Origin of the sequence: Limnohabitans lacus, assembly GCF_030053395.1 — a bacterium.
Classification (GTDB): domain Bacteria; phylum Pseudomonadota; class Gammaproteobacteria; order Burkholderiales; family Burkholderiaceae_C; genus Limnohabitans_A; species Limnohabitans_A lacus.
Window position 1 is genome coordinate 126,428 of the sequence record NZ_JASGBH010000010.1, and the last position, 20,439, is coordinate 146,866.

Consider the following 20,439-nt stretch of genomic DNA (forward strand, 5'->3'; position numbering starts at 1 on the left):
TTAAACATATGATGATTGAAAGCCGTCACCTGCCATGTAAAGCCCGTGACATCCGTGAAAACCCTTGACGCCAAGTCGACAGAGGCAGGGTTTTCCTCAGGGCTTTGCAGGGATTCATTCATCATATGATTGATCTCGCTTCACTTTTTCAACATGGTCAAAAACATTCACGGTCACACATTGGATATCCTCGGTCAGGCCATCCTGTCCGGCAGGTATGCCATGGGTGCGAGCTTGCCGCCAGAGCCTTTGCTGTGTGAGCAATTGGGCGTGAGCCGTACCGTGGTGCGTGAAGCCATCAAATCACTGATCGCCAAGGGTTTGTTGATCACAGGGCCCAAATTGGGCACGCGGGTCCTGAGCGATGAGCAGTGGAACTGGTTTGATCCTGATGTGATCCGGTGGCAGGCCCAGGCGGGATTGACTCCGGAGTTCCTGCGGGATTTGCAGGAATTGCGCTTGGTGGTGGAGCCGGCGGCTGTGCGGATGGCCGCTGAAAAAGCCAACCACGAAGACATCGCTGAAATCGAAGCGGCCTACCAGGGCATGAAAAACGCGATCGAGCAGGGCGGAGATTACGTGGTGCACGATTTGCGTTTTCATCAGGGCCTCTTGCAGGCTTCGCACAACCGAATGCTGGTCCAGATGGGCAAGGCGCTGAGCGCTTTGTTGCGCACCAGTTTTGAAATTTCCACCCGCATCAAGGACGGTCCGCGCAGCTCTTTGCCCTTGCACCGGGCGGTGCTCGATGCGGTCATCGCCCAGTCACCTGCCAAGGCCGAGCGCGCCTTGATGGTGCTGATCAATGGCGCCAACGATGACATTGAGCAGGTCCTGTCTTCGCGCCGCAAGTTGCCTGGTGTGGCGGGTTCGCCGACACACTTGAGAAAAAATTCAAAGGTCCATGCCTGATGCCAAAAATAATTGATGGGTTTTTTAAATTCTTAGAGTTCTTGGTGGTGGCCTGTCTGGTGGCCATGGTCATCATGGTCTTTGGCAATGTGGTGCTGCGCTACGGATTCAATTCTGGGATTTCCATCTCGGACGAAATGTCCCGTTACTGCTTCATTTGGTTGACCTATCTCGGGGCCATGGTGGCCATGCGTGAAAAAGGCCACTTGGGCGTGGACACCTTGGTGCGGCGCTTGTCGCTCGGTGGCAAAAAGTTTTGTTTTTTCGTGAGCGAAGTGATGATGCTGGGCTGCAATGTGTTGTTCTTTTGGGGCACTTGGAAGATGCACGATCTGCAGGTCACCAACATCTCGGTGGTGGTGGGCATTTCCATGATCTGGATTTACGGCATTGGCTACGTGACGGCCAGCGTGATGGCCGCGATGAACCTCAACCAATTGCGCTTGCTGCTGACCGGTCGCCTGAAAGAGGAAGACTTGGTGATGGTGGTCGAGTCCGAGGACACCGTGGTGCTGGACGAATTGAGCCCTCCCGCTGCCACCCACATGGCCATGAATTCAGAAGTGCGAGGCCGCGCATGACCATCGCCGTTTTTGTCTTCAGCTTGCTCGGTGCCATGGCCCTGGGCATGCCCATTGCCTATGCCTTGTTGGTGTGCGGCCTGAGCCTGATGGCTTACATGGCCAGCAACGGCATGATCAATGCCTTTGACAGCCAGATTCTGGCGCAGCGCTTTGTGGATGGCGCGGACAACTTCCCCTTGCTCGCGGTGCCGTTTTTCTTGTTGGCCGGTGAGTTCATGAACGCGGGCGGTTTGAGCCGCCGCATCGTGAACCTGGCCATGGCCTGGGTTGGGCATTTCAGGGGCGGTCTGGGTTATGTGGCCGTCATGGCCGCGGTCATCATGGCCTCCCTCTCGGGCTCGGCCGTGGCCGACACGGCGGCCCTGGCAGCCTTGTTGATTCCGATGATGAAGCGGGCCGGCTACAACGTGGGCCGCTCGGCCGGTTTGATTGCCTCGGGCGGCATCATCGCGCCGGTGATCCCGCCTTCGATCGGTTTCATCATCTTCGGTGTGGCGGCCAACGTGTCCATCACCAAGCTCTTTTTAGCGGGCATCGTGCCGGGCATTCTGATGGGCGTGGCCATTGGCCTGACCTGGTGGTGGCTGGCCAAGCGCGAAAACGTCCAGCCTGCGCCTCGCATGAACTTGGCAGACAAGCTCAAAGCCACGCGAGAAGGCATCTTGGCGCTGGGCTTGCCAGTGTTCATCATCGGTGGCATGAAGTTCGGTGTCTTCACCCCGACCGAGGCGGCCGTGGTGGCAGCGGTTTACAGCTTTGTGGTGGGGGCCTTTGTGTACCGTGAGTTGCAGTGGTCCAAGCTCTATGGCCTGACCTTGACGGCCGGCAAGACCACGGCGGTGATCATGTTTTTGGTGGCTGCGGCCATGGTCAGTGCCTGGCTCATCACCGTGGCCAACATCCCGGCCGAAGTGGCCCGCATGATGGAGCCGCTGATGTTCAACAAAACCTTGCTCATGGTTGTGCTCATGCTCTTGGTGGTGGTGGTCGGCACTGCGCTCGACTTCACCCCCACCGTCTTGATCTTGACCCCTGTGCTGATGCCCTTGGTCATCAAGGCGGGCATCGACCCGGTTTATTTTGGCGTGCTGTTCATCATGAACAACGCGATCGGTCTGATCACCCCCCCTGTGGGCACGGTGCTCAACGTGGTGTGTGGCGTGGCCAAGATCAACATGGACACGGCCTTCAAAGGTGTCTTGCCGTTCTTGTGGGCACAGCTTGCCGTGCTGGCCTTGTTGGTGGCTTTCCCGTCCATCGTCCTGGTGCCGATGAAGTGGATGCTCAGTTGATTTCTTAACCCTGTGTGTTTTTTATAAAGGAGACAGTCATGTTGAAACGCAGAAATTTGGTGACCCTGATCGCGGGCACATTCCTGGTGGCATCGAGCGCCATGGCGCAGTTTGCCGAGCGCAACATCAAGTTCACCAACGGTGTGAACGAAGACCACCCGGTGGGCGTGGGCGTCAAAAAGATGCAAGAAGTCTTGAACGCTAAGACCGGCGGCAAGATGAAAATCACCGCCTTCTGGGGCGGTGCAGCGGGCGGCGACTTGCCTGCGACCCAAGCCTTGCGTGCAGGCACCCAAGAGATGGTCTGTACGTCCAGCTCCCCGCTGGTGGGCATCATCAAAGAGTTGGGTGTGTTTGACTTGCCCTTCTTGTTCGCCAACGAAAAAGAAGCCGATGCCGTGCTGGACGGCGCAGCGGGTAAATACTTCAACGCCAAACTCGAAGCGGTGGGCCTGGTGAACCTGGCTTATTGGGAAAACGGTTTCCGCAACCTCACCAACAGCAAGCGCCCAGTCACCAAGCTGGAAGACTTTGATGGCGTGAAAGTTCGCGTGATGCAGAACAACATCTTCCTGGACACCTTCAAAACTTTGGGCACCAACGCCGTGCCCATGGCCTTTGGTGAGGTGTTCACCGCTTTGGAAACCAAGACCATTGACGGCCAGGAAAACCCCTTTGTGACCATTGAAACCTCCAAGTTCAATGAAGTGCAAAAGTACCTGAGCGTGACGCGTCACGCCTACACACCTTTCCTGATCCTTTACAGCAAGAAGCTGTGGGACCAGCTGAACCCTCAAGAGCAAGCGGTGTTGCGTGAAGCCGCCATCGAAGGCCAAAAAGTCCAACGTGCGGCCAACCGCGCTTTGAACGAGAAATCCTTGGCCAGCCTGAAGACCAAAGGCATGCAGGTCAATGAGGTGAGCTCAGCCGAGCAAAACCGCATCCGTGCCAAAGTCGCTTCGGTGTACGACAAGCACAAGGACTCGATTGGTGCGGACGCCATCAAAGTCGTCCAAGACGAGTTGAAGAAGTCTCGCGGCGGTTGATTCCACGCGCTCAGCCTTTTTGCTGAACCGACAAGCTCCACAGCCCAGCGCTGTGGGGCTTTTTTAACGACTGAACGGGGTGCTGCCATGAAAATCACACAACTCGAAACCATCCGCTTGGGCGAATTTCCCAACATCATCTGGGTGCGCTTGCACACCGACGAGGGCCTGGTGGGCCTGGGCGAAACCTTCATGGGGGCGCAAGCGGTCGAAGCGTATTTGCATGAATGGGTGGCCCCCAAACTGGTGGGCCAAGACCCTCTGGCGATCGAGTCACGCCAGCGCGACATCACAGGCTATTTGGGCTGGCGTGGGTCCGGTGTGGAAACACGTGGCAACTCGGCGGTGGACATCGCGCTGTGGGACATTTTTGGCAAAGCCGCGGGCATGCCGGTGTACACCGCGCTGGGCGGCAAGAGCCGTGACGAGATCCGTGTGTACAACACCTGCGCGGGCTACCAGTACATCCGCAGCAACGTGAACCAGACCAGCAGCAATTGGGGACTGGGCAACAACGCCGGACCTTACGAGGACCTGCAAGGCTTCTTGCACCGCGCCGACGAGGTGGCCGAATCCCTTTTGAGCGAAGGCATCACCGGCATGAAAATCTGGCCTTTTGATGTGGCCGCAGAAAAGTCGCACGGCCAGTACATCAGCCCACAAGACCTGAACACTGCGCTCGAGCCCTTCCGCAAGATCCGAAATGCGGTGGGCGACAAGATGGACATCATGGTCGAGTTCCACAGCCTGTGGCGATTGCCCATGGCGCAAAAGATTTCACGTGCGCTTCAGGAGTTCGACACTTTCTGGCACGAAGACGCGATCCGCATGGACAGCCTCGATTTGCTCAAGCAGTACGCGGTGGACTGCAAAGCATTGATCTGTGCGAGCGAGACGCTCAGCTACAAATGGGGCTTCAAGGATTACCTGCAAACCGGCGTGGCAGGGGTCGCCATGTTGGACCTGAGCTGGTGCGGTGGTCTGACCGAAGCACGCAAGATCGCGGCCATGGCCGACGCTTGGCAATTGCCCGTGGCCCCGCACGACTGCACTGGGCCGGTGGTGTGGGCCGCTTCGACACATTTGTCACTGCACGCGCCCAATGCCTTGATCCAAGAGAGCGTGCGCGCTTTCTACTCCGGCTGGTACAAGGAGCTGGTGACCGAATTGCCGCAGGTCAAAAACGGCATGATCAGCCTGAACGACAAGCCGGGCTTGGGGCTGGAGTTGCTGCCCGACCTGCACAAGCGGCCAGATGCGGTGGTGCGTGTGAGCTGAAAAAAAAGGGGCCGCAAGGCCCCTTGGACTTGGATGACCCAAACACTCAGCCGCGACCGACGTAAGGCATGTTGGTGGCCATGACGGTGGTGAACAGGATGTTGGCCGACAAGGGCAGGCGCGACATGGTCAAGAAAGTGTCGACCACGGCCGACATGTCCATGCGGGGTTCGGCTTTGATGGAGCCATCGGCTTGGGCCACGCCCTTGGCCATGCGCTCGGTCATGTCCGAGGCCACATTGCCGATGTCGATCTGGCCCACAGCGATGTTGAACGCGCGGCCGTCCAGCGAGGCGGCGCGGGTCAGGCCCGAGACGGCGTGCTTGGTGGCGGTGTAGGCGATCGAGCCAAAACGCGGCACATGGGCCGAGATCGAGCCGTTATTGATGATGCGACCACCCTGTGGGCTTTGCTCTTGCATCAGCTTGAAGGCGTAGGACAGGCAGTAAAACGCACCGTTCAAGTTGACGTCGACCATGCGGCGCCAGTCGTCGCCGGTCACATCACCGGGCATGGTGGTGGGCAGCGAGATGCCCGCGTTGTTGAACAGCAAATCCAGGCGACCAAACTGGGCGCGGACTTTCTCGAACAAGGCCTTGACCTGTTCTTCGCTGGACACATCGGCTGGCATGGCCACGCCATGGGCGGCATTGGCGCCGGCTTTGGCAAGGGTGTCTTGCAGTGCGTCGGCGCGTCGGCCCACCAGCACCACCTGCCAGCCTTCGCTGAGCAGACCCAGAGCGCAGGCCTGACCGATGCCGGAGCTGGCACCGGTGACAAGAGCAATTTTTTTCATGGAAGTGACTTTCAGTGAATCCAAAAACGGGTTCGATTTTCAAGCATCGGCAAAAGAAATCTGTACCTTGAGCGACTGGCTTTTGTCGGCCGCCAGGTCAAAGGCTTCGATGGCGCGGTCCACTGGCAAGATGCCGGTGATGACCGGTTTGCCGTTGACCAGGCCTTCGTTCAAAAAGCGCACCGCAGTGGCGAATTCGGCGTGAAAGCGGAAGGTGCCGCGCATATCGACTTCTTTGGCCACAAGTTGCGTCATGGGCAAGCTGATGTCGCCGCCCATGCCCACGGTGACGAGCACGCCACGCGGCACGATGGTGTCCAAGCCGACGCGCAAAGCCGCTTCGCTGCCCGAGGCTTCAAAGACGGCGTCGAACTGGCCCTTGTCCACTTTGTATTTGTCGAGCGCATCGGCCTGGGTTTTCAGGTTGATGGTCTCGTCAGCGCCCATCTCTTTGGCGCACTTCAAGGGCAAGTCGGCGATGTCGGCGGCCACAATGCGGGCCGCACCGGCGCGGCGCAAAGCGCCAATCAAGAGCGAGCCAATCGGGCCGCAACCGGTCACCAACACTTGCTTGCCCAGCACGCTGCCGGCGCGTTGGATGGCGTGCAGGCCCACCGACAGAGGTTCGGCCAAAGCGGCTTCAGACAGGCTCAGGTGGTCGGCGATCGGATGGGCCTGGTAGCCCTCGATGATCAGTTGCTCAGAGAACGCACCTTGGATGTGCGGAAAGGGCATGGCGCTGCCGTAAAAGCGCATGTGAAGGCAGTGGTTGTGCTGGCCCGCTTGGCAAAAGCGGCAGTGGCCGCAGGGGCGCGATGGCGAGATCGCGATGCGTTGACCCTTTTGGACACCGGTGACGGCCGCGCCAAAACCGTCCACGATGCCCGAGACCTCGTGCCCCAGCGCGATCGGTTGCTTGATGCGAACGGTGCCAAAACCACCGTGTTGGTAGTAATGCAGGTCCGAGCCGCAAATGCCGCCATAAGCGACATTCACGCGCAGTTGGTGTTCACCCAAAGCGGGCAATTCGGTGTTTTCAACGCGCAGGTCTTTGGCGGAATGGCAGATGACGGATTTCATGGTGTGGGCTTTTGATCAATCGAGGTTCACAAGGTGGCGGTCACGCCGCCGTCGACATAAAGGATATGGCCGTTCACAAAGCGTGAGGCATCACTGGCCAAAAAGACCGCCGCGCCGCCCAGGTCTTGCACATCGCCCCAACGGCGACTCGGCGTACGGCCCACCAACCAGCTGCTGAAAGTGGGGTCATCGACCAGCTTTTGGTTCAATTCAGTTTTGAAGTAACCCGGGCCAATGCCATTGACGTTGATGCCAAACTGCCCCCAATCGATGGCCATGCCTTTGGTGAGCATTTTCACGGCGCCCTTGGTGGCGGTGTAAGGCGCAATGCCGGGGCGCCCCAGCTCGCTTTGCACCGAGCAGATGTTGATGATCTTGCCGCGACCACGGGGGATCATTTTCTGGGCCACCGCCTGGCCCACGTAGTACACGCTGTCCAGATTGGTCTTCATGATCGTGTGCCAGTCGGCATCTTGGTACTCGTGCAGCGGGCCACGGATCTGCATGCCCGCGTTGTTGACCAAGATGTCGATCGGGCCTTCGGATTCGATCTGGTCCACGGCAGCGCGCACGCTGACGGCATCGGTGACGTCAAACACCGCCGTGCTGACCGACAGGCCCTGGACGTGCAAGGCATGTGCTGCCGCATCGACTTTGCTGGCCGTGCGGCCGTTCAAGATGACATGGGCACCAGCTTGCGCCAGGGCCTCGGCCAATGCCAAGCCAATGCCTGCAGAAGAGCCGGTGATCAGGGCGCGGCGGCCCGTGAGTTGGAAAGTGTCGAGGACGTTCATTTCATCAGCAACCATTTGAGAGGCATCATGACCAGACTAGGAAAAGCGATCAACGCCCCCATGACCACGACTTGAGACAAGAGGAAAGGCATGACACCCCGGATGACGTCGTGCATCGGGATGCGGCCCACGCCACACACCACGTTGAGCACCGTGCCCACAGGTGGGGTGAGCAAGCCGATGGCGTTGTTGATGATGAACAGCACGCCAAAGTAAACCGGGTCAATGCCGGCCTCGCGCACCAAGGGCATCAGCACCGGCGTGAGGATCAGCACCGTGGGCGCAAAGTCCAGCGCCGTGCCCACAACCATGACCAGCAGCATCAGCATGACCATGAGCAGGGTTTTGTTGTCGATGAAGGGCCGCAAAATTTCGACAATTTGGGCCGGAATGTTGGCCACCGTGATGAGCCAGGCCGACACCAAGGCCGCGGCCACCAAGAACATCACCACCGAAGAGGTTTTGGCTGCAGACAAGATGATGCGGTACAGGTCCTTGACTTTGATTTCGCGGTAGATGAACAAGCCCACAAACAGGGAATACACCACCGCCACCACCGCCGCCTCAGTGGGTGTGAAGATGCCCATCTTCATGCCGCCGATGATGGTGATGGCCAGCAGGTAAGACCAAAACGCGTTGATGGTCACGGTGATCCGTTGTTTGAATGGCACTCTCTCGGCCACCACCACATTGTCTTTGCGGGCCACGATCCACCAAGTCACGATCAGGGCAAAGCCCATCAAGATGCCCGGGAAAATGCCCGCCATGAAGAGCTTGGAAATCGACACGCCGCCGATCACGCCAAACAGAATGAAACCGATGGACGGCGGGATCACCGGCGCGATGATGCCGCCTGCAGCAATCAGTCCGGCCGAGCGGTCCATGCGGTAACCCGCATCGCGCATCATGGGCATCAGCACGGCAGCCAGTGCCGCGGTGTCGGCCACGGCCGAGCCCGACAAACTGGCCATGACGATGGCGGCAAACACCGCCACATAACCCAGGCCGCCACGGAAGTGGCCGACCCAGACCATGGCCGAGTTGACGATGCGCCGGCTCATGCCGCCCGCGTTCATCAGCTCACCGGCCAGCATGAAAAAGGGCACGGCCATGAGCGGAAAGTTGTCGGCCCCGTTGATCAGGTTTTGCGACACGATTTGCGTGTCGAAGTTGTCCAGATGCAGCATCAGGGCCACGCCCGAGACGATGAGCGAAAACGCGAGCGGCATGCCCAGCGCCATGGCCGCAAGCAAGGACACAATGAAAACAAGCACGGTCATTTGGCGGCCTCTTGGCTGTGAGCGGTTACGACTTCTTCGGAGTCTTGCACCTGGATCAAATCGGATTCATTGAAATTGCCTTTGGCCAGCTGCACCAGCTTGCCAATGATCATCAGGCCCATCGCCACACTGGTGATGTAGCCCACGCCATACACCCAGCTCATGGGGATTTCGGTCACGGCCGAGCGTGTGCTGGCGTTGATGCCGTGTTGCTTGAAGGTGCCGTAAAACATCAAAGCGCAGCAACCCAGCATCAGCACATTGGAAATGGCGAAGGCGATTTTTTTGCCGCCAAGGCTGAGCTTGCGCACGATGGAGTCCAGGCCCAGGTGGCCGTTTTCTCGCATGGTGACGATGGCCCCTAAGAAGGTGATCCAGATGAACAAAAACCGCGACAACTCTTCCGAGCTGATGATCCCGTCGTTGAAGCCATAGCGCAGCACCACATTGCCAAACACCATGACCACCATGGCCGACAGCATGATGACCAGCGTGAATTCCGCCAGCTTGAAGAAAAGGTCGTTGATTTTTTTCATATCGCCATCAAAAAAGCCCCCTCCTGAGAGGGGGCGTGTTCACACTCCAACCATCACTTGGTGTCTTCGATGGCCTTGAGCAAAGCAGGACCGTTTTTCTCGCCAAAGGTCTTGGCGATTTCAGCCGACACGATCTTTTGGAACGGGGCCATGTCCACGTTCTCGATCACTTGCATGCCCGACTTCTTGAGCTCAGCAATCACCTTGCCCGCGTTGGACGCGTTCAAGCTGCGCTGGTAAGTGGCGGCTTCACGTGCGGCATCGACCACCACTTTTTGGTAGTTGGCAGGCAGGCTGTCGAACTTGGCTTTGTTCATGGCCACGACCAAGGGCGAGTAAACGTGGTTGCTCACCGTCAGGTGCTTTTGCACTTCGTAGAACTTGGACGACCAGGTCACGTTGATCGGGTGTTCTTGGGCGTCAAAGGTGCCGGTTTCCAGGGCGGTGTACAGCTCGGCGATCGGCATGGGCGAGGGGTTCATGCCCAGCAGCTTGAAAGCTTGGATGTGGTATGGGTTGGGGGTCGAGCGGATCTTCAAGCCCTTCAGATCGTCGGGCTTGTTGACAGGGCGCTTGTTGTTGGTGAAGGCGCGCCAGCCGTTTTCCCAATAGGCCAGGCCTTTGAGGCCGTGTGGGGCCAACTCGTTGAGCACGCCGGTGCCCACAGCACCGTCGAGCACGTTGTAGGCGTGTTGCGCGCTGCGAAACACAAAGGGCAATTCCATGGCGGCGGTGTTGGGCACGATGCCGTTGAAGTTGGAGGCGCCGCTGGAGACGATGTCGATCGTGCCGCCACGTGTGCCGTTGATCATGGCCGCGTCATTGCCCAGCTGGTTGGCCGGGAACACGGTGATTTCGACATCGCCGTTGGTGCGTTGCTTGACCAGCTCGGCCAGCTTCAGCGCAGCAGCATGCTGGCCATCGGTGGCGTTGACCGCGTGGCCCATTTTCAGGTTGAACTTGGCGGCAAAGGCCGCAGAGCCGGTGGCCGCGATCAGGCAGGCGAGAAGCAGACGGGAAATTTTCATGGTGTTGTCTCCTGGTTTGAAAGGTTGTTTAAAAGGTCAGCGGGAAAATCAATCGGTGGGCAGCGCGTACTCGTCGGCGCTGAACACGGTGTGAAACACGGTGCCATCGAACATGGCGATCAAATCCTTGGACACCTCGCGGCTTTCCAGGCGCACCGCCGAAGCCAAGGCGATCTCGATCGACTCGCGGCTGGGGTAGCGCACCGACAGCACCATGCCAAAGTGCGGGTCGCTCACGTCGCTTTCGACCTGGCGCAGCACGCGCACTTCTTGCGCGCCCGGAAAGCGGGTCCACAGGGGCACGAGTTTTTCGCGGATGTAGCGGTTGAACGCGTCTTCCATGCCGGGTTTGACGTTCCCTTGGAAGAATGCACAGCGGATGAACATGAAGGGTCCTTTAAAAAATCAGAGGGCAGGGTGCAGGCGCGAAGACGTTCTGGCCTGCAATGCGGCCAGCGCCTTCGCGACCATGTCCTGCACCGGTTCGGTGATGGGCAGGCGGATGACATCGGATTCATCGGCCTGGGGAATTTCGAGGGTGCGGAACTGGCTGTCCAGCAAGCCCGGCTGCATGTAGTGGCCCACACGTTGGCGCATGCGCTGGTCGATCAGCTCGAAGTCGCCATCCAAAAACACAAAACAGACATCGCCGGCTTGGGCGCGGATGCGGTCGCGGTACACCCGCTTGAGCGCCGAGCAGGCCACCACGCGACCTTGTGGGTGGGGCTGCGACAGGTAAGCGCCAATGCGGTCCAGCCAGGGCCAGCGGTCAGCGTCTTCCAGCGCAATGCCCGAGCGCATCTTGGCCACGCTTTCGGGCAGGTGCAGGTCGTCGCCATCCACAATGTCCAGTCCTAAGCGCTCGCCCAAGGCTGTGGCCATGGTGGATTTGCCGCAACCGGAGACCCCCATGACGATCAGGCGCATTGGCGTGGTGCTCATGTGGGCTGGCCTGGGATCACTTCAGCGCCGCGCATTCGGGCACGGGGGTGCGCAGGGGCTGGCCCGAAGTACCAGCCTGCATGTTGGCAAAAGCCAGATCGGCCATGGCCTGACGGGTCTCATGGGTGGCGCTGGCCATGTGCGGCGTCAGCACCACGTTGTGCAAAGTCCACAGCACATCGGGCACGTGCGGCTCGTTGGCGAAAACGTCCAGGCCCGCGCCGGCGATGGTGCCGTTTTGCAGGGCAGCGATCAGCGCCTCTTCATCGACCACGCTGCCACGCGCCACATTGATCAAGAAGCCACGTGGGCCCAAGGCCTTGAGGACATCCGCGTTGATCAGGTGCTTGGTGCCAGCGCCGCCGGGCGTGATGACGACCAAGAAATCCACATTCGCAGCCAGCTCGGCGGCCGATGCCAAGAACTTGAAACCGGAATCGGCTTTTTCAGAGCGGGCGGTGTACGCGATCGACATGCCAAAGCCGCGGGCGCGTTGGGCAATGGCCTTGCCAATGCGGCCCAGCCCCACAATGCCCAGCCGCGCCCCCGAGACCTTGCGGGCCAAGGCGATCGGGCCGCCGGGCCACTGGCCTGTGCGCACAAATTGGTCCGCTTGCGGGATGGTTCGGCCCACGGACAGCACCAAACCCATGGCCAAGTCGGCCACATCGTCGGTCAGCACATCGGGGGTGTGGGTCACCGGAATGCCGTGCTCGATGGCAGCGGCCACGTCCACGCCGTCATACCCCACGCCAAACACCGACACCACTTTGGCGTTCGTCACTTGCGCCAGCAGGCTGCGGGGCACGCTGGCCTCGCCCGTGCCGGCCACGCCCACGATGCGGGGTGCCAGTTCGGCAAAAGCAGCCGGGTCGGTGATGTGGGTGCGGTCGTGCACCGTGAAGGCCGACTCCAGTGCTTTTTGGTAGAAGGGGTGGAGCTTGGCCACCGCCAGCACATCGGGTTTGGACACGTCAAACACTCCAGTCGAGAATCGGATCTTGGACAGCGCTGTCCAAGTTATTCAAAAAAAGGGTCAGAACGTTGATCTGGGCTTGAACAGGGTGGATCAGGGTTTTCCACGAATTTTCAAAATCAGCGTTCCAAACTTTGGGATAGCGCTATCCTATCGACTGACGCACCGAATATTGCTCCGGATTAACCCTTGCCCAACGCCTCTGATTCTTTGCCCAAGCCCCTCAAAAGCCACCGCGCCACTGGCCGCGTGACCTTGAACGATGTGGCCAGAGCCGCTGGCGTGAGCGCCAGCACCGTCTCGCGCGCTTTGCGGGGCGAAAGGGCGGTGGACCCGGCCTTGATCGAACGGGTCCAAGCGGTCTCCGACAAGCTTGGCTATGTGCCCGACCCCGCAGCCCGGGCGCTGGCTTCGCAGCGCAGCAACCATGTGGCCATCCTGATCCCGCTGCTGTCCAACGCCCTGTTCGTGGACCTGCTCGACGCCGCTCAGACCACTTTGCGCGCTGGCGGCTATCAAACCTTGATGGGCGTGACCCATTACGACCCCAGCGAAGAGGAGCAACTGTTGCGCGAGCAACTGCTGCACCGTCCAGCGGGCCTCTTGGTCACCGGCCTGGACCACAATGCGGCCACCCGAAAACTCATGGCCAGCAGCCAGGTGCCCTGCGTGCACCTGATGGACTTGCCAGCGGCACAGCTCAGCGATGCGCCCTATTGCGTGGGCTTTCGCCAAACCGATGCGGGTGCGGCCATGACGCGGCACCTGCTGGCCCAAGGCCGCAAACGCATCGCCTTTGCTGCCGCGCAGCTGGACCCCCGCGTGATGCAGCGCTTGTACGGCTGGCGCCATGCTTTGCAAGAGGCGGGTGTGTATGAACCTACGCTTGAATTCTTGAACCCCGCACCCTCATCGCTGGCCTTGGGCGGCGTGTTGTTTGAACAAATCATGCAGCAGCGCCCGGCGGTGGACGCGATCTTTTTTTGCAACGACGACTTGGCCCAAGGTGCGTTGATGGCCGCACTGCGCTTAGGCGTCTCGGTCCCATCCCAAGTGGCGATTGCCGGCTTCAACGACCTGACGGGCAGCGACCAGATGCTGCCTGCATTGACCACGGTGCGCACACCGCGCGCCCAAATCGGTCAAGCAGCAGCGCAGATGCTCTTGAGTTTGATGAGGGGGGAAGAGCCGGATTCACCGCAGCTGGATTTGGGTTTTGACATATTGCAGCGGCAAAGCAGCTGAACTCAGGTCAAGGGCCCACGCAGCACATTGATCAGGGACTCACCCCGGCTCAAGCGCCCAATGTTCTCGGCCAATGTCTCTTGTCGGCGACGCACCGTGCCCGAGGTCCAGCCCGACATGTGGGGCGTCATCAGCACATTGTCCAGCGATGCGAAATCAAAGCGCGATGGCGCGCATTCGGCCTGCGTGGGCGTGGGGTACTGGTACCAGGTGTCGATCACCGCGCCACCGATCTGACGGTTTTTCAGCGCCTCGTACAAAGCCTGTTCCTCGATCACCGCGCCTCGCCCCACGTTGAGCAGCACCGCATCGGGCCTCATGGCGGCGATGGCCGTCGCATCGATCAAACCTTGGGTGTTCTCGGTCAAGGGCAAGCACACCACCACCGCGTCACAAGACCCCATGAAGTCATGCAGGCCATCGAGTGTCCAGCTTTGGTCCACCACCGCGTGCGAGATCGGGCTGCGGTTGGCCACGTGCACCCGCATGCCCATGGCCTTGGCGCGCCCGGCCACGGTCTGCGCGATGTGGCCAAAGCCTACCAGGCCCAAAGTCTGCTCGCCCAGCTCGGTGCGCAAAGCGGTGGGGCGACCGGCCCAATAGGTCCAGCGCTGGGCGCGCAAATCTTGGTCGGCCCGCGCCAACGGCACATGGCGCATGAGCAGGGCCGCGATCACGTATTCGGCAATCGCGTTCTCGTGCCCAAAGCAGTTGGCCAGCGTGCAGTGCGCGGGCAAGAGGGCGGTGTTGACCGCATCGGTGCCTGCAGCCGGCGCATGAAACAGCCGGGCCTTGAGGGACTGGGGCATGTCAGCGTTCAGCTTGATGCCAATCACCACATCAGCGCTTTCATAGTGAGCGCGCTCACCGGTTTGATCGAGCGCATCGCTCAGATCCAGTACCTCGTGCTCGGGCGCGATCAGGGCCTCAAAACCGTGGCGGAAATTGGCCGCATTTTGGCCGTGGAAAACAATTTTCAAAGGCTGGGTGTTCATCGGGTCTCTGCGTTCTATGCCCAAAAGAGCAAGTGTCTATGGCGACCAACTATGCCAGACAGGGCCTGAACGCCTGTTGACTCGGCGACAATGGGCGCTTCTTATTTTTTGCTGAAACGCTTGCCATGACCGCACTGAAAAAAGTCATCCTCTTCACCGACACCGATGGCCGCGCCCGTTTCCGTGACGAATGGGTGGCGTTGAGCGAAGGCACACCGCAAAGCCAGCTCTCACCCCTGCTGCCCAGCGGCGGTTACCAGTTGCGCCAAAGCCCGGTGGGTTTTCGCAGCAGCTTTCATTGCACCGGCGCGACGCAATGGTTGTTCGTGCTCAGCGGCCAGATGGAGATCTTTTTGCAAGACGGCAGTTCGCGCATCTTTGGCCCCGGCGAGTTTTTCTACTCGGCCGACACCTTGCCCGAGGGGGCGACCTTTGATGCCACGGTGCATGGCCACTGGAGCCGCCAAGTCGGCCCCGATCCGCTGGTGACCTTGTTTGTGCGTGACTGAATGCCAGCTGCGCCGCAGGCGCCATGTCGGGGCTCAAGCGCCGAGCTTGCTGGCGCTGCCATAGGCACATGCCAAAAAAAGAGCCCGCATCTGCGGGCTCCTGTCATGTGGGGTGCTGATCAGCGACCGAAGCCGCCGCGGTTGCCACCGCCACCGCCGCCAAAGCCGCGGCCACCGCCGCCTTTGCCGCCGCCATTGCCACCGCCGTAACCACCACCACCGCCATGGCGACGGCCGCTGCTGGCCAGGCTGTCAATGCTGGTGCGGGTCGGGTCGGGCTGACCGCTGGTGCGCACAGGCTTGCGGTTGGGCAAGTCCAGACGTGCAAACTGCGTCGTCTTCAAAGGATCGATGTGGCGTGGCAATTCGTCGCCATCACCACGGCGACGGTCTTGGCCACCGCCTTGACCGCCACGGTTGGGGTTAGGACCGCGACCCTCACCACGACCTTCAGGACGTGGGCCATTGCGTGGTCCACGGCCTTGGCCGTCACCTCGGTTGTCAAAACGACGACCTTGGCCATCGCCCTGACCTTCAAAGCGAGGCGCATCGCCTTGCGGGCCATTGCGGCGTGATGGGGGAGGGGCGTTGCGCGATGGACGGGGCTGGCCCTGGCCTTCAGCGCGGGGTTGGCGTTGACCGCCACCACCGCCTGCTACTTTGTTTTCGCGGATGCGCTGCATCATGTCCTGGCGTGCGGCCTTGGCGGCTGCGGCCATCACATCGCGGCTGGGGGGCTTGCCTGCGCCGCCCCACAAGGTCTGGCGACCCATGGCAATGGGCTCGGCCACTTCGCCTGGCTCGGGGCCAAAGCCTTCGAGCAACTGCACTGGAATCTCCTGCTTGGTGAAGCGCTCGATGTCCATCATGAAACCTTCTTCGTCCAGGCAGACCAGGCTCACAGCCTCGCCGCTGGCGCCCGCGCGGCCCGTGCGGCCAATGCGGTGCACGTAGTCTTCTGACACGTTCGGGATCTCGTAGTTCACCACGTGTGGCAAGTCTTCGATGTCGATGCCGCGTGCAGCGATGTCGGTGGCCACCAAGGCGCGGATCTCACCGCTCTTGAAACCGGCCAGCGCTTGCGTGCGGGCGGTTTGGCTCTTGTTGCCGTGCAGGGCCATGGCTTTGACGCCATTTTTGGTCAGGAAGTCGGCCACATTGTTGGCGCCAAACTTGGTGCGGGTGAACACCAACACCTGGCTCCAATCGTTCTTTTGGATGATGTGCAAGAGCACGTCTTTTTTCTTGCCGCGGCCCACAGGGTGGATCACCTGCGTGATACGCTGCACCGTGGTGTTGCTGGGCGTGACCTGGATGCTTTGCGGGTCCTTGAGCAGGTTGTTTGCCAGCTCGCGGATCTCGTCGCTGAAGGTGGCTGAGAACAGCAAGCTTTGCTTGTCCTTGGGCACCAAGGACAGTACCTTCTTCACGTCATGGATGAAGCCCATGTCCAACATGCGGTCGGCCTCGTCCAGCACCAGCATTTCGATGGTCGACAAGTCCAAGAAGCCTTGGCCTTGCAAGTCCAGCAGACGGCCGGGTGTGGCCACCAAGATGTCCACGCCGCGCTTGACCTTATTGATCTGCGGGTTCATGCCCACGCCACCGAAGATCACGGTGGAGTCGAGCTTGAGGTATTTGCCGTAGTCGCGCACCGACTCTTCGACCTGAGCGGCCAATTCGCGGGTGGGGGTCAGCACCAAAGCGCGGATGGCTTTGCCGCCAAAACGGTTCTGGCCAGGCTCCGACAAGCTCAGCTTGTGCAGCATGGGCAAGGTGAAGGCGGCGGTCTTGCCGGTGCCGGTTTGTGCGCCGGCCAACAGGTCTTGACCTGCCAACACAGCGGGAATCGCTTGCGCCTGGATGGGCGTGGGCGTCTCGTAGCCGAGCTCGCGCACAGCTTGCATGATGGCCGGGGCCAAATTCAATTCTTCAAAGTTCATTTTTCAGAGCGCCATGTCCGGCGCAGGTATCGGCTCATTCAACTGCATTGGGCAGTTACCAGTGTTGGCCGATAGGTCTTGGGGTGGGCATGGAAACCGCAGGCGCTTGTTTTGAGCGTTGCCTGGGTCAGGCCCCAGCAGAAGTGCTGATGTTGCGGCAACTGGAGGCCGCAACGCGTTCATTGTCGCACAAACTGCCTGAAGGCCATTTCAAGCCAGAGACAGGCTATGGGTTCAAACCCCAATTCAATAACTTAATCATCACCCCTAGACTGCGCTGACCTTTTCAACCGAATCAACCATGTCCAATCCCCATCGCTCCATCCGCCGCCAATTTCTCCAGACCGCCGCCGTGGCCTTGGGCCTGGCTGGCCTTGCCAGCCCTGTCGTCAACGCATGGGCGCAAGCGCCCAAGTGGCCTTCCAAGCCCATCAAGATCATTGTGGCGTTTCCGCCTGGCGGCCTGACCGATGCGCTGGCGCGCAGCTATGGCGAACACCTGTCCGCGAGTCTGGGTGTGCCCGTGGTGATCGACAACAAACCCGGAGCCGGAGCCATCATCGGTATCGACGCTGCAGCTAAATCGCCGGCCGACGGCTACACCTTGGTCATGAGCACGTCAGGCACCTTCTGGCAAAACCGCATCCTCTACAGCAAGTTGCCCTACAACCTCGACAAAGACCTGACGCCCGTGACCGTCTTCCCTTCGGGGCCGCTGGTGGTCGGCATCAACGACAAGATCCCCGCCAAAAACATGGCCGAGTTCGTCGAGTGGGCCAAAAAGAACCCCACCTCCATGGGGACCTACGCGCCGGGTTCTTACCCCCACATGGTGGCCGACCAAACCAACCGCATCCACGGCAGCAAAATCCAATCGGTGCATTACCGTGGTGAAGCGCCCATGTGGCTCGATGTGGCGTCGGGGCAATCGCAAATTGCGGTGGGCAGTTACCTGGCGTTCAACGCTGTGGCCAGTCGGGGTGTACGCCCCATTGGCGTGACAGGCAGCTACCGGTCCCCCAAATTGCCCAATGTGCCCACCTTGATGGAGCAGGGCGATACTGCCAAGCTCGTCACCCTCGAAGGCGGCCTGCCCTTGGTGGCGCCAGCGGGTACGCCCGAGCCGATCCTCAAACGTCTGGCCGACGAAGCCGTGGCCTGGTCCAATACCGACAAAGCCGCCAAATTGCGGGAGACCTTCGCCATCCCCAACAAGCCCAAAAACTTGGCCGAGACGCGCAAAGATTGGGAAGCCGAAGTGCCTGTTTGGATCAAGCTGGCGGTGGACCTGGGCATCAAGCTCGACTGAGCGGCGCCTTGCCATGTCGGGGCCGAAGCCACCGACCTGCAAGCCACGCCTGTGGTTTCAGAAGGTCGGTGGCTTTGGCCCCGACTTGTCTTGGGCGTTGCGGTTTAATCTCGGCTTATGAGCAAAACAGACCAGATGAGTTTTTTCGGCTTTGAAGCCGAGCCCGCAGCAGTGCCTGCCGCCGCGAAGGCCAAGCCTGTCAAACCCAAAGTTGCCAAGCCCGCGGCACCGGCGGTCAAACAGGCTGATGTGATCTTGGTCCAGTCCGCACCGTCCGACCTGTCTGCAGAACCTGACCTGTCATTGCCCAAGGCACAAGCGCCCGCCTTGGCCGAGCGCCAGGATGCCCGCACTGCGTTTGCCGATGAGCATGAAGTCATGGCACAGGCCTTGTCAGATCACCCGGACTTTCGCGTGTTGCGCCGCTTGGTGCCGCGCACAGACTACGGTCTGGTCAATGGCCAAAGCACCCGCCGCATCATCGTGTTGGACACCGAAACCACGGGCCTCGATCCGCGCAGCGAAAAAATCATTGAACTGGCCATGCTCAGTGTCTTGGTGGACACCGCTACCGGCTTGCCTGTGGGGCCGGTCACCGTGTACGAGTCTTTTGAAGACCCCGGCCGCCCCATCCCACCTCAGATTACCGAGATCACCGGCATCGACGACAGCATGGTCCAGGGCCAGCGCATCGATGACGCGGCCGTGACCGCGCTGGTCGAGCAAGCCGACTTGATCGTCGCGCACAACGCGGGCTTTGACCGCCCATTCGTCGAAGCGCGTCTGCCCGTTTTTGCCCTCAAAGCCTGGAACTGCTCTTTTGCGGGGATTGACTGGAAAAAAGAGGGCAGTGGCTCGGCCAAGCTGGAGTTTCTTGCTTCCGAGCGAGGGTGGTTCTATGACGCCCACCGAGCCCAAGTGGATTGCCACGCGCTGTTGCAAGTGTTGTCATCACCCTTGGCGGATGGCAAGACAGGGTTGACACGCCTCTTGGATGGCGCTGGGAAGACCCGCTTCAAGTTGCGCGCCACAGGTGCCCCCTTTGATGCCAAAGACAAACTGAAATCTCGCGGCTACCGTTGGGATGGCGAAGGCCGTGTCTGGTGGTGCAGCTTGTCGTCCGATGAGCTGCTCCAAGCGGAATGCCTATGGCTTCGGGCAGAGGTTTATGGCCAGCGCGGTGCCCATCTGCACCTCGAAGCCATGGACAGCCTTGTCCAGTTCTCCAACCGCCCCGGACATTTGACCGAGAAGTCTCTCTGACACGTCTGTCAAACAGGCCGCATGTCCTGTCAATGCCCTGATGGCAGATCATTTCCACTGAAATGGGGGTTTTTTAAGACGTTTATATTTTGCAAATGGGTTCTTTGGGACTCATTTGCCTGACCATCTAAGTACGCCATTTGGCGTATATGAATCCATTTTTTTTCTCAGACACTTTCGTCATTAATCACAAAATCGTCAAAAAAACGATTGACATGACAAAAGTGACGCGACCGTCGGGTGCGCACGTTCTGAGGAAAAAAATGACACACAAAGCCAATCAGTCTGTCCAAAAACGTCAAAACTTTGGCGTTGTGGGTTCAATTTGCACGGCCTTTTTGGGGCTGGTGCTCGGTGTGGGTGCATGGGCGCAGGCGCCCAACGTGCAGTACATGTTGGTTTATTTTCAAAATTGAGCCATTTCCCCCATCTTTCACGACAGAGTTTGAGCCACGTTCAACATATCCTGCTAATTTTTTAGGCAGGGTGTGCAGGAGTGATCAACGTGCCCTGATGGCCACCCAAATTCCCCCACTTATGGCCACCTCAAACTCCCCCACCTGAATTGATCGGGGACAGGGTCTCAACGCCGACACCGTCGGCACCTGTGGGCAGGACGCATGTTCCGGCT

At 59.9% G+C, this 20,439-nt stretch carries 22 protein-coding genes; 11 read left to right on the forward strand and 11 right to left on the reverse strand.

From position 1 onward, the window contains the following. Positions 1-153 precede the first annotated feature (153 nt). The 5 genes from QLQ16_RS13660 (at position 154) to QLQ16_RS13680 (ending at position 5,112) form a co-directional block, all read left to right on the forward strand. Positions 154-912 carry a FadR/GntR family transcriptional regulator gene (locus tag QLQ16_RS13660; RefSeq protein WP_283225215.1) on the forward strand — a complete coding sequence of 253 codons (759 nt, stop codon included), beginning with the start codon at positions 154-156 and terminating at the stop codon, positions 910-912. Continuing rightward, complete coding sequence (locus QLQ16_RS13665) at positions 912-1,493, forward strand: TRAP transporter small permease (RefSeq protein WP_283225216.1); 582 nt, start codon at positions 912-914, stop codon at positions 1,491-1,493. The genes QLQ16_RS13660 and QLQ16_RS13665 overlap by 1 nt, the downstream gene beginning before the upstream one ends. Next, positions 1,490-2,788, forward strand: a complete 1,299-nt coding sequence (locus tag QLQ16_RS13670; protein WP_283225217.1) for a TRAP transporter large permease subunit — start codon at positions 1,490-1,492, stop codon at positions 2,786-2,788. Before QLQ16_RS13665 ends, QLQ16_RS13670 begins: the two co-directional genes overlap by 4 nt. A gap of 38 nt (positions 2,789-2,826) precedes the next feature. Continuing rightward, positions 2,827-3,834 carry a TRAP transporter substrate-binding protein gene (locus tag QLQ16_RS13675; RefSeq protein WP_283225218.1) on the forward strand — a complete coding sequence of 336 codons (1,008 nt, stop codon included), beginning with the start codon at positions 2,827-2,829 and terminating at the stop codon, positions 3,832-3,834. 87 nt (positions 3,835-3,921) lie between these two features. Beyond that, on the forward strand, positions 3,922-5,112 hold the full coding sequence (locus QLQ16_RS13680) for a mandelate racemase/muconate lactonizing enzyme family protein (RefSeq protein WP_283225219.1): 1,191 nt from the start codon (positions 3,922-3,924) through the stop codon (positions 5,110-5,112). A gap of 46 nt (positions 5,113-5,158) precedes the next feature. Here the strand turns inward: QLQ16_RS13680 and QLQ16_RS13685 are convergent, their stop codons facing one another. Genes QLQ16_RS13685 through QLQ16_RS13725 form a run of 9 tightly spaced genes read right to left on the reverse strand, consistent with a single transcriptional unit; the run spans position 5,159 to position 12,541 of the window. After that, positions 5,159-5,908, reverse strand: coding sequence for an SDR family oxidoreductase (locus tag QLQ16_RS13685; RefSeq protein ID WP_283225220.1), 750 nt, complete (start codon positions 5,906-5,908; stop codon positions 5,159-5,161). A 39-nt stretch (positions 5,909-5,947) separates the two neighbouring features. Continuing rightward, positions 5,948-6,988: an L-idonate 5-dehydrogenase gene (locus tag QLQ16_RS13690; RefSeq protein WP_283225221.1), complete on the reverse strand. Its 1,041-nt coding sequence runs from the start codon at positions 6,986-6,988 to the stop codon at positions 5,948-5,950. 26 nt (positions 6,989-7,014) lie between these two features. Continuing rightward, a complete protein-coding gene (locus tag QLQ16_RS13695; protein ID WP_283225222.1) occupies positions 7,015-7,797 on the reverse strand; it encodes an SDR family oxidoreductase in 783 nt (260 codons plus the stop codon). Continuing rightward, complete coding sequence (locus QLQ16_RS13700; RefSeq protein ID WP_283225223.1) at positions 7,779-9,062, reverse strand: TRAP transporter large permease; 1,284 nt, start codon at positions 9,060-9,062, stop codon at positions 7,779-7,781. Before QLQ16_RS13700 ends, QLQ16_RS13695 begins: the two co-directional genes overlap by 19 nt. Beyond that, positions 9,059-9,598: a TRAP transporter small permease gene (locus tag QLQ16_RS13705; protein ID WP_283225224.1), complete on the reverse strand. Its 540-nt coding sequence runs from the start codon at positions 9,596-9,598 to the stop codon at positions 9,059-9,061. Before QLQ16_RS13705 ends, QLQ16_RS13700 begins: the two co-directional genes overlap by 4 nt. A 53-nt stretch (positions 9,599-9,651) precedes the next feature. After that, on the reverse strand, positions 9,652-10,626 hold the full coding sequence (locus tag QLQ16_RS13710; RefSeq protein ID WP_283225225.1) for a TRAP transporter substrate-binding protein: 975 nt from the start codon (positions 10,624-10,626) through the stop codon (positions 9,652-9,654). A 48-nt stretch (positions 10,627-10,674) separates the two neighbouring features. Beyond that, a complete protein-coding gene (locus QLQ16_RS13715; protein WP_100117656.1) occupies positions 10,675-11,013 on the reverse strand; it encodes a hypothetical protein in 339 nt (112 codons plus the stop codon). Positions 11,014-11,031: 18 nt separating this feature from the next. Beyond that, the gene (locus QLQ16_RS13720) at positions 11,032-11,568 is read right to left on the reverse strand and encodes a gluconokinase (protein WP_283225226.1); all 537 of its coding nucleotides are present in this window, start codon (positions 11,566-11,568) and stop codon (positions 11,032-11,034) included. Between the two features lie 16 nt (positions 11,569-11,584). Continuing rightward, entirely contained in the window at positions 11,585-12,541 is a 957-nt protein-coding gene (locus QLQ16_RS13725; RefSeq protein WP_283225227.1) for a 2-hydroxyacid dehydrogenase, read from the reverse strand. A gap of 192 nt (positions 12,542-12,733) precedes the next feature. Here QLQ16_RS13725 and gntR point away from each other — a divergent pair, with 192 nt between their 5' ends. Beyond that, positions 12,734-13,789, forward strand: coding sequence for an HTH-type transcriptional regulator GntR (gntR, locus tag QLQ16_RS13730; RefSeq protein ID WP_283225228.1), 1,056 nt, complete (start codon positions 12,734-12,736; stop codon positions 13,787-13,789). 2 nt (positions 13,790-13,791) lie between these two features. On the opposite strand, the gene QLQ16_RS13735 is transcribed toward gntR, so the two are convergent. Continuing rightward, the gene (locus QLQ16_RS13735) at positions 13,792-14,784 is read right to left on the reverse strand and encodes a 2-hydroxyacid dehydrogenase (RefSeq protein ID WP_283225229.1); all 993 of its coding nucleotides are present in this window, start codon (positions 14,782-14,784) and stop codon (positions 13,792-13,794) included. 125 nt (positions 14,785-14,909) lie between these two features. Between QLQ16_RS13735 and QLQ16_RS13740 the strand changes: the two genes are divergently transcribed. Next, entirely contained in the window at positions 14,910-15,293 is a 384-nt protein-coding gene (locus tag QLQ16_RS13740; RefSeq protein WP_283225230.1) for a cupin domain-containing protein, read from the forward strand. A 119-nt stretch (positions 15,294-15,412) separates the two neighbouring features. Here the strand turns inward: QLQ16_RS13740 and QLQ16_RS13745 are convergent, their stop codons facing one another. Continuing rightward, positions 15,413-17,236 carry a DEAD/DEAH box helicase gene (locus QLQ16_RS13745; protein WP_283225231.1) on the reverse strand — a complete coding sequence of 608 codons (1,824 nt, stop codon included), beginning with the start codon at positions 17,234-17,236 and terminating at the stop codon, positions 15,413-15,415. 89 nt (positions 17,237-17,325) lie between these two features. On the opposite strand from QLQ16_RS13745, the gene QLQ16_RS13750 reads away from it, so the two are divergent. From QLQ16_RS13750 to QLQ16_RS13765, 4 genes are all read left to right on the forward strand, one after another. Beyond that, the gene (locus QLQ16_RS13750; RefSeq protein WP_283225232.1) at positions 17,326-17,517 is read left to right on the forward strand and encodes a hypothetical protein; all 192 of its coding nucleotides are present in this window, start codon (positions 17,326-17,328) and stop codon (positions 17,515-17,517) included. A gap of 20 nt (positions 17,518-17,537) precedes the next feature. Beyond that, on the forward strand, positions 17,538-18,545 hold the full coding sequence (locus QLQ16_RS13755; protein ID WP_283225233.1) for a Bug family tripartite tricarboxylate transporter substrate binding protein: 1,008 nt from the start codon (positions 17,538-17,540) through the stop codon (positions 18,543-18,545). Between the two features lie 117 nt (positions 18,546-18,662). Continuing rightward, entirely contained in the window at positions 18,663-19,808 is a 1,146-nt protein-coding gene (locus QLQ16_RS13760) for a 3'-5' exonuclease (protein ID WP_283225234.1), read from the forward strand. A 149-nt stretch (positions 19,809-19,957) separates the two neighbouring features. Continuing rightward, on the forward strand, positions 19,958-20,224 hold the full coding sequence (locus tag QLQ16_RS13765) for a hypothetical protein (RefSeq protein ID WP_283225235.1): 267 nt from the start codon (positions 19,958-19,960) through the stop codon (positions 20,222-20,224). Positions 20,225-20,439 lie beyond the last annotated feature (215 nt).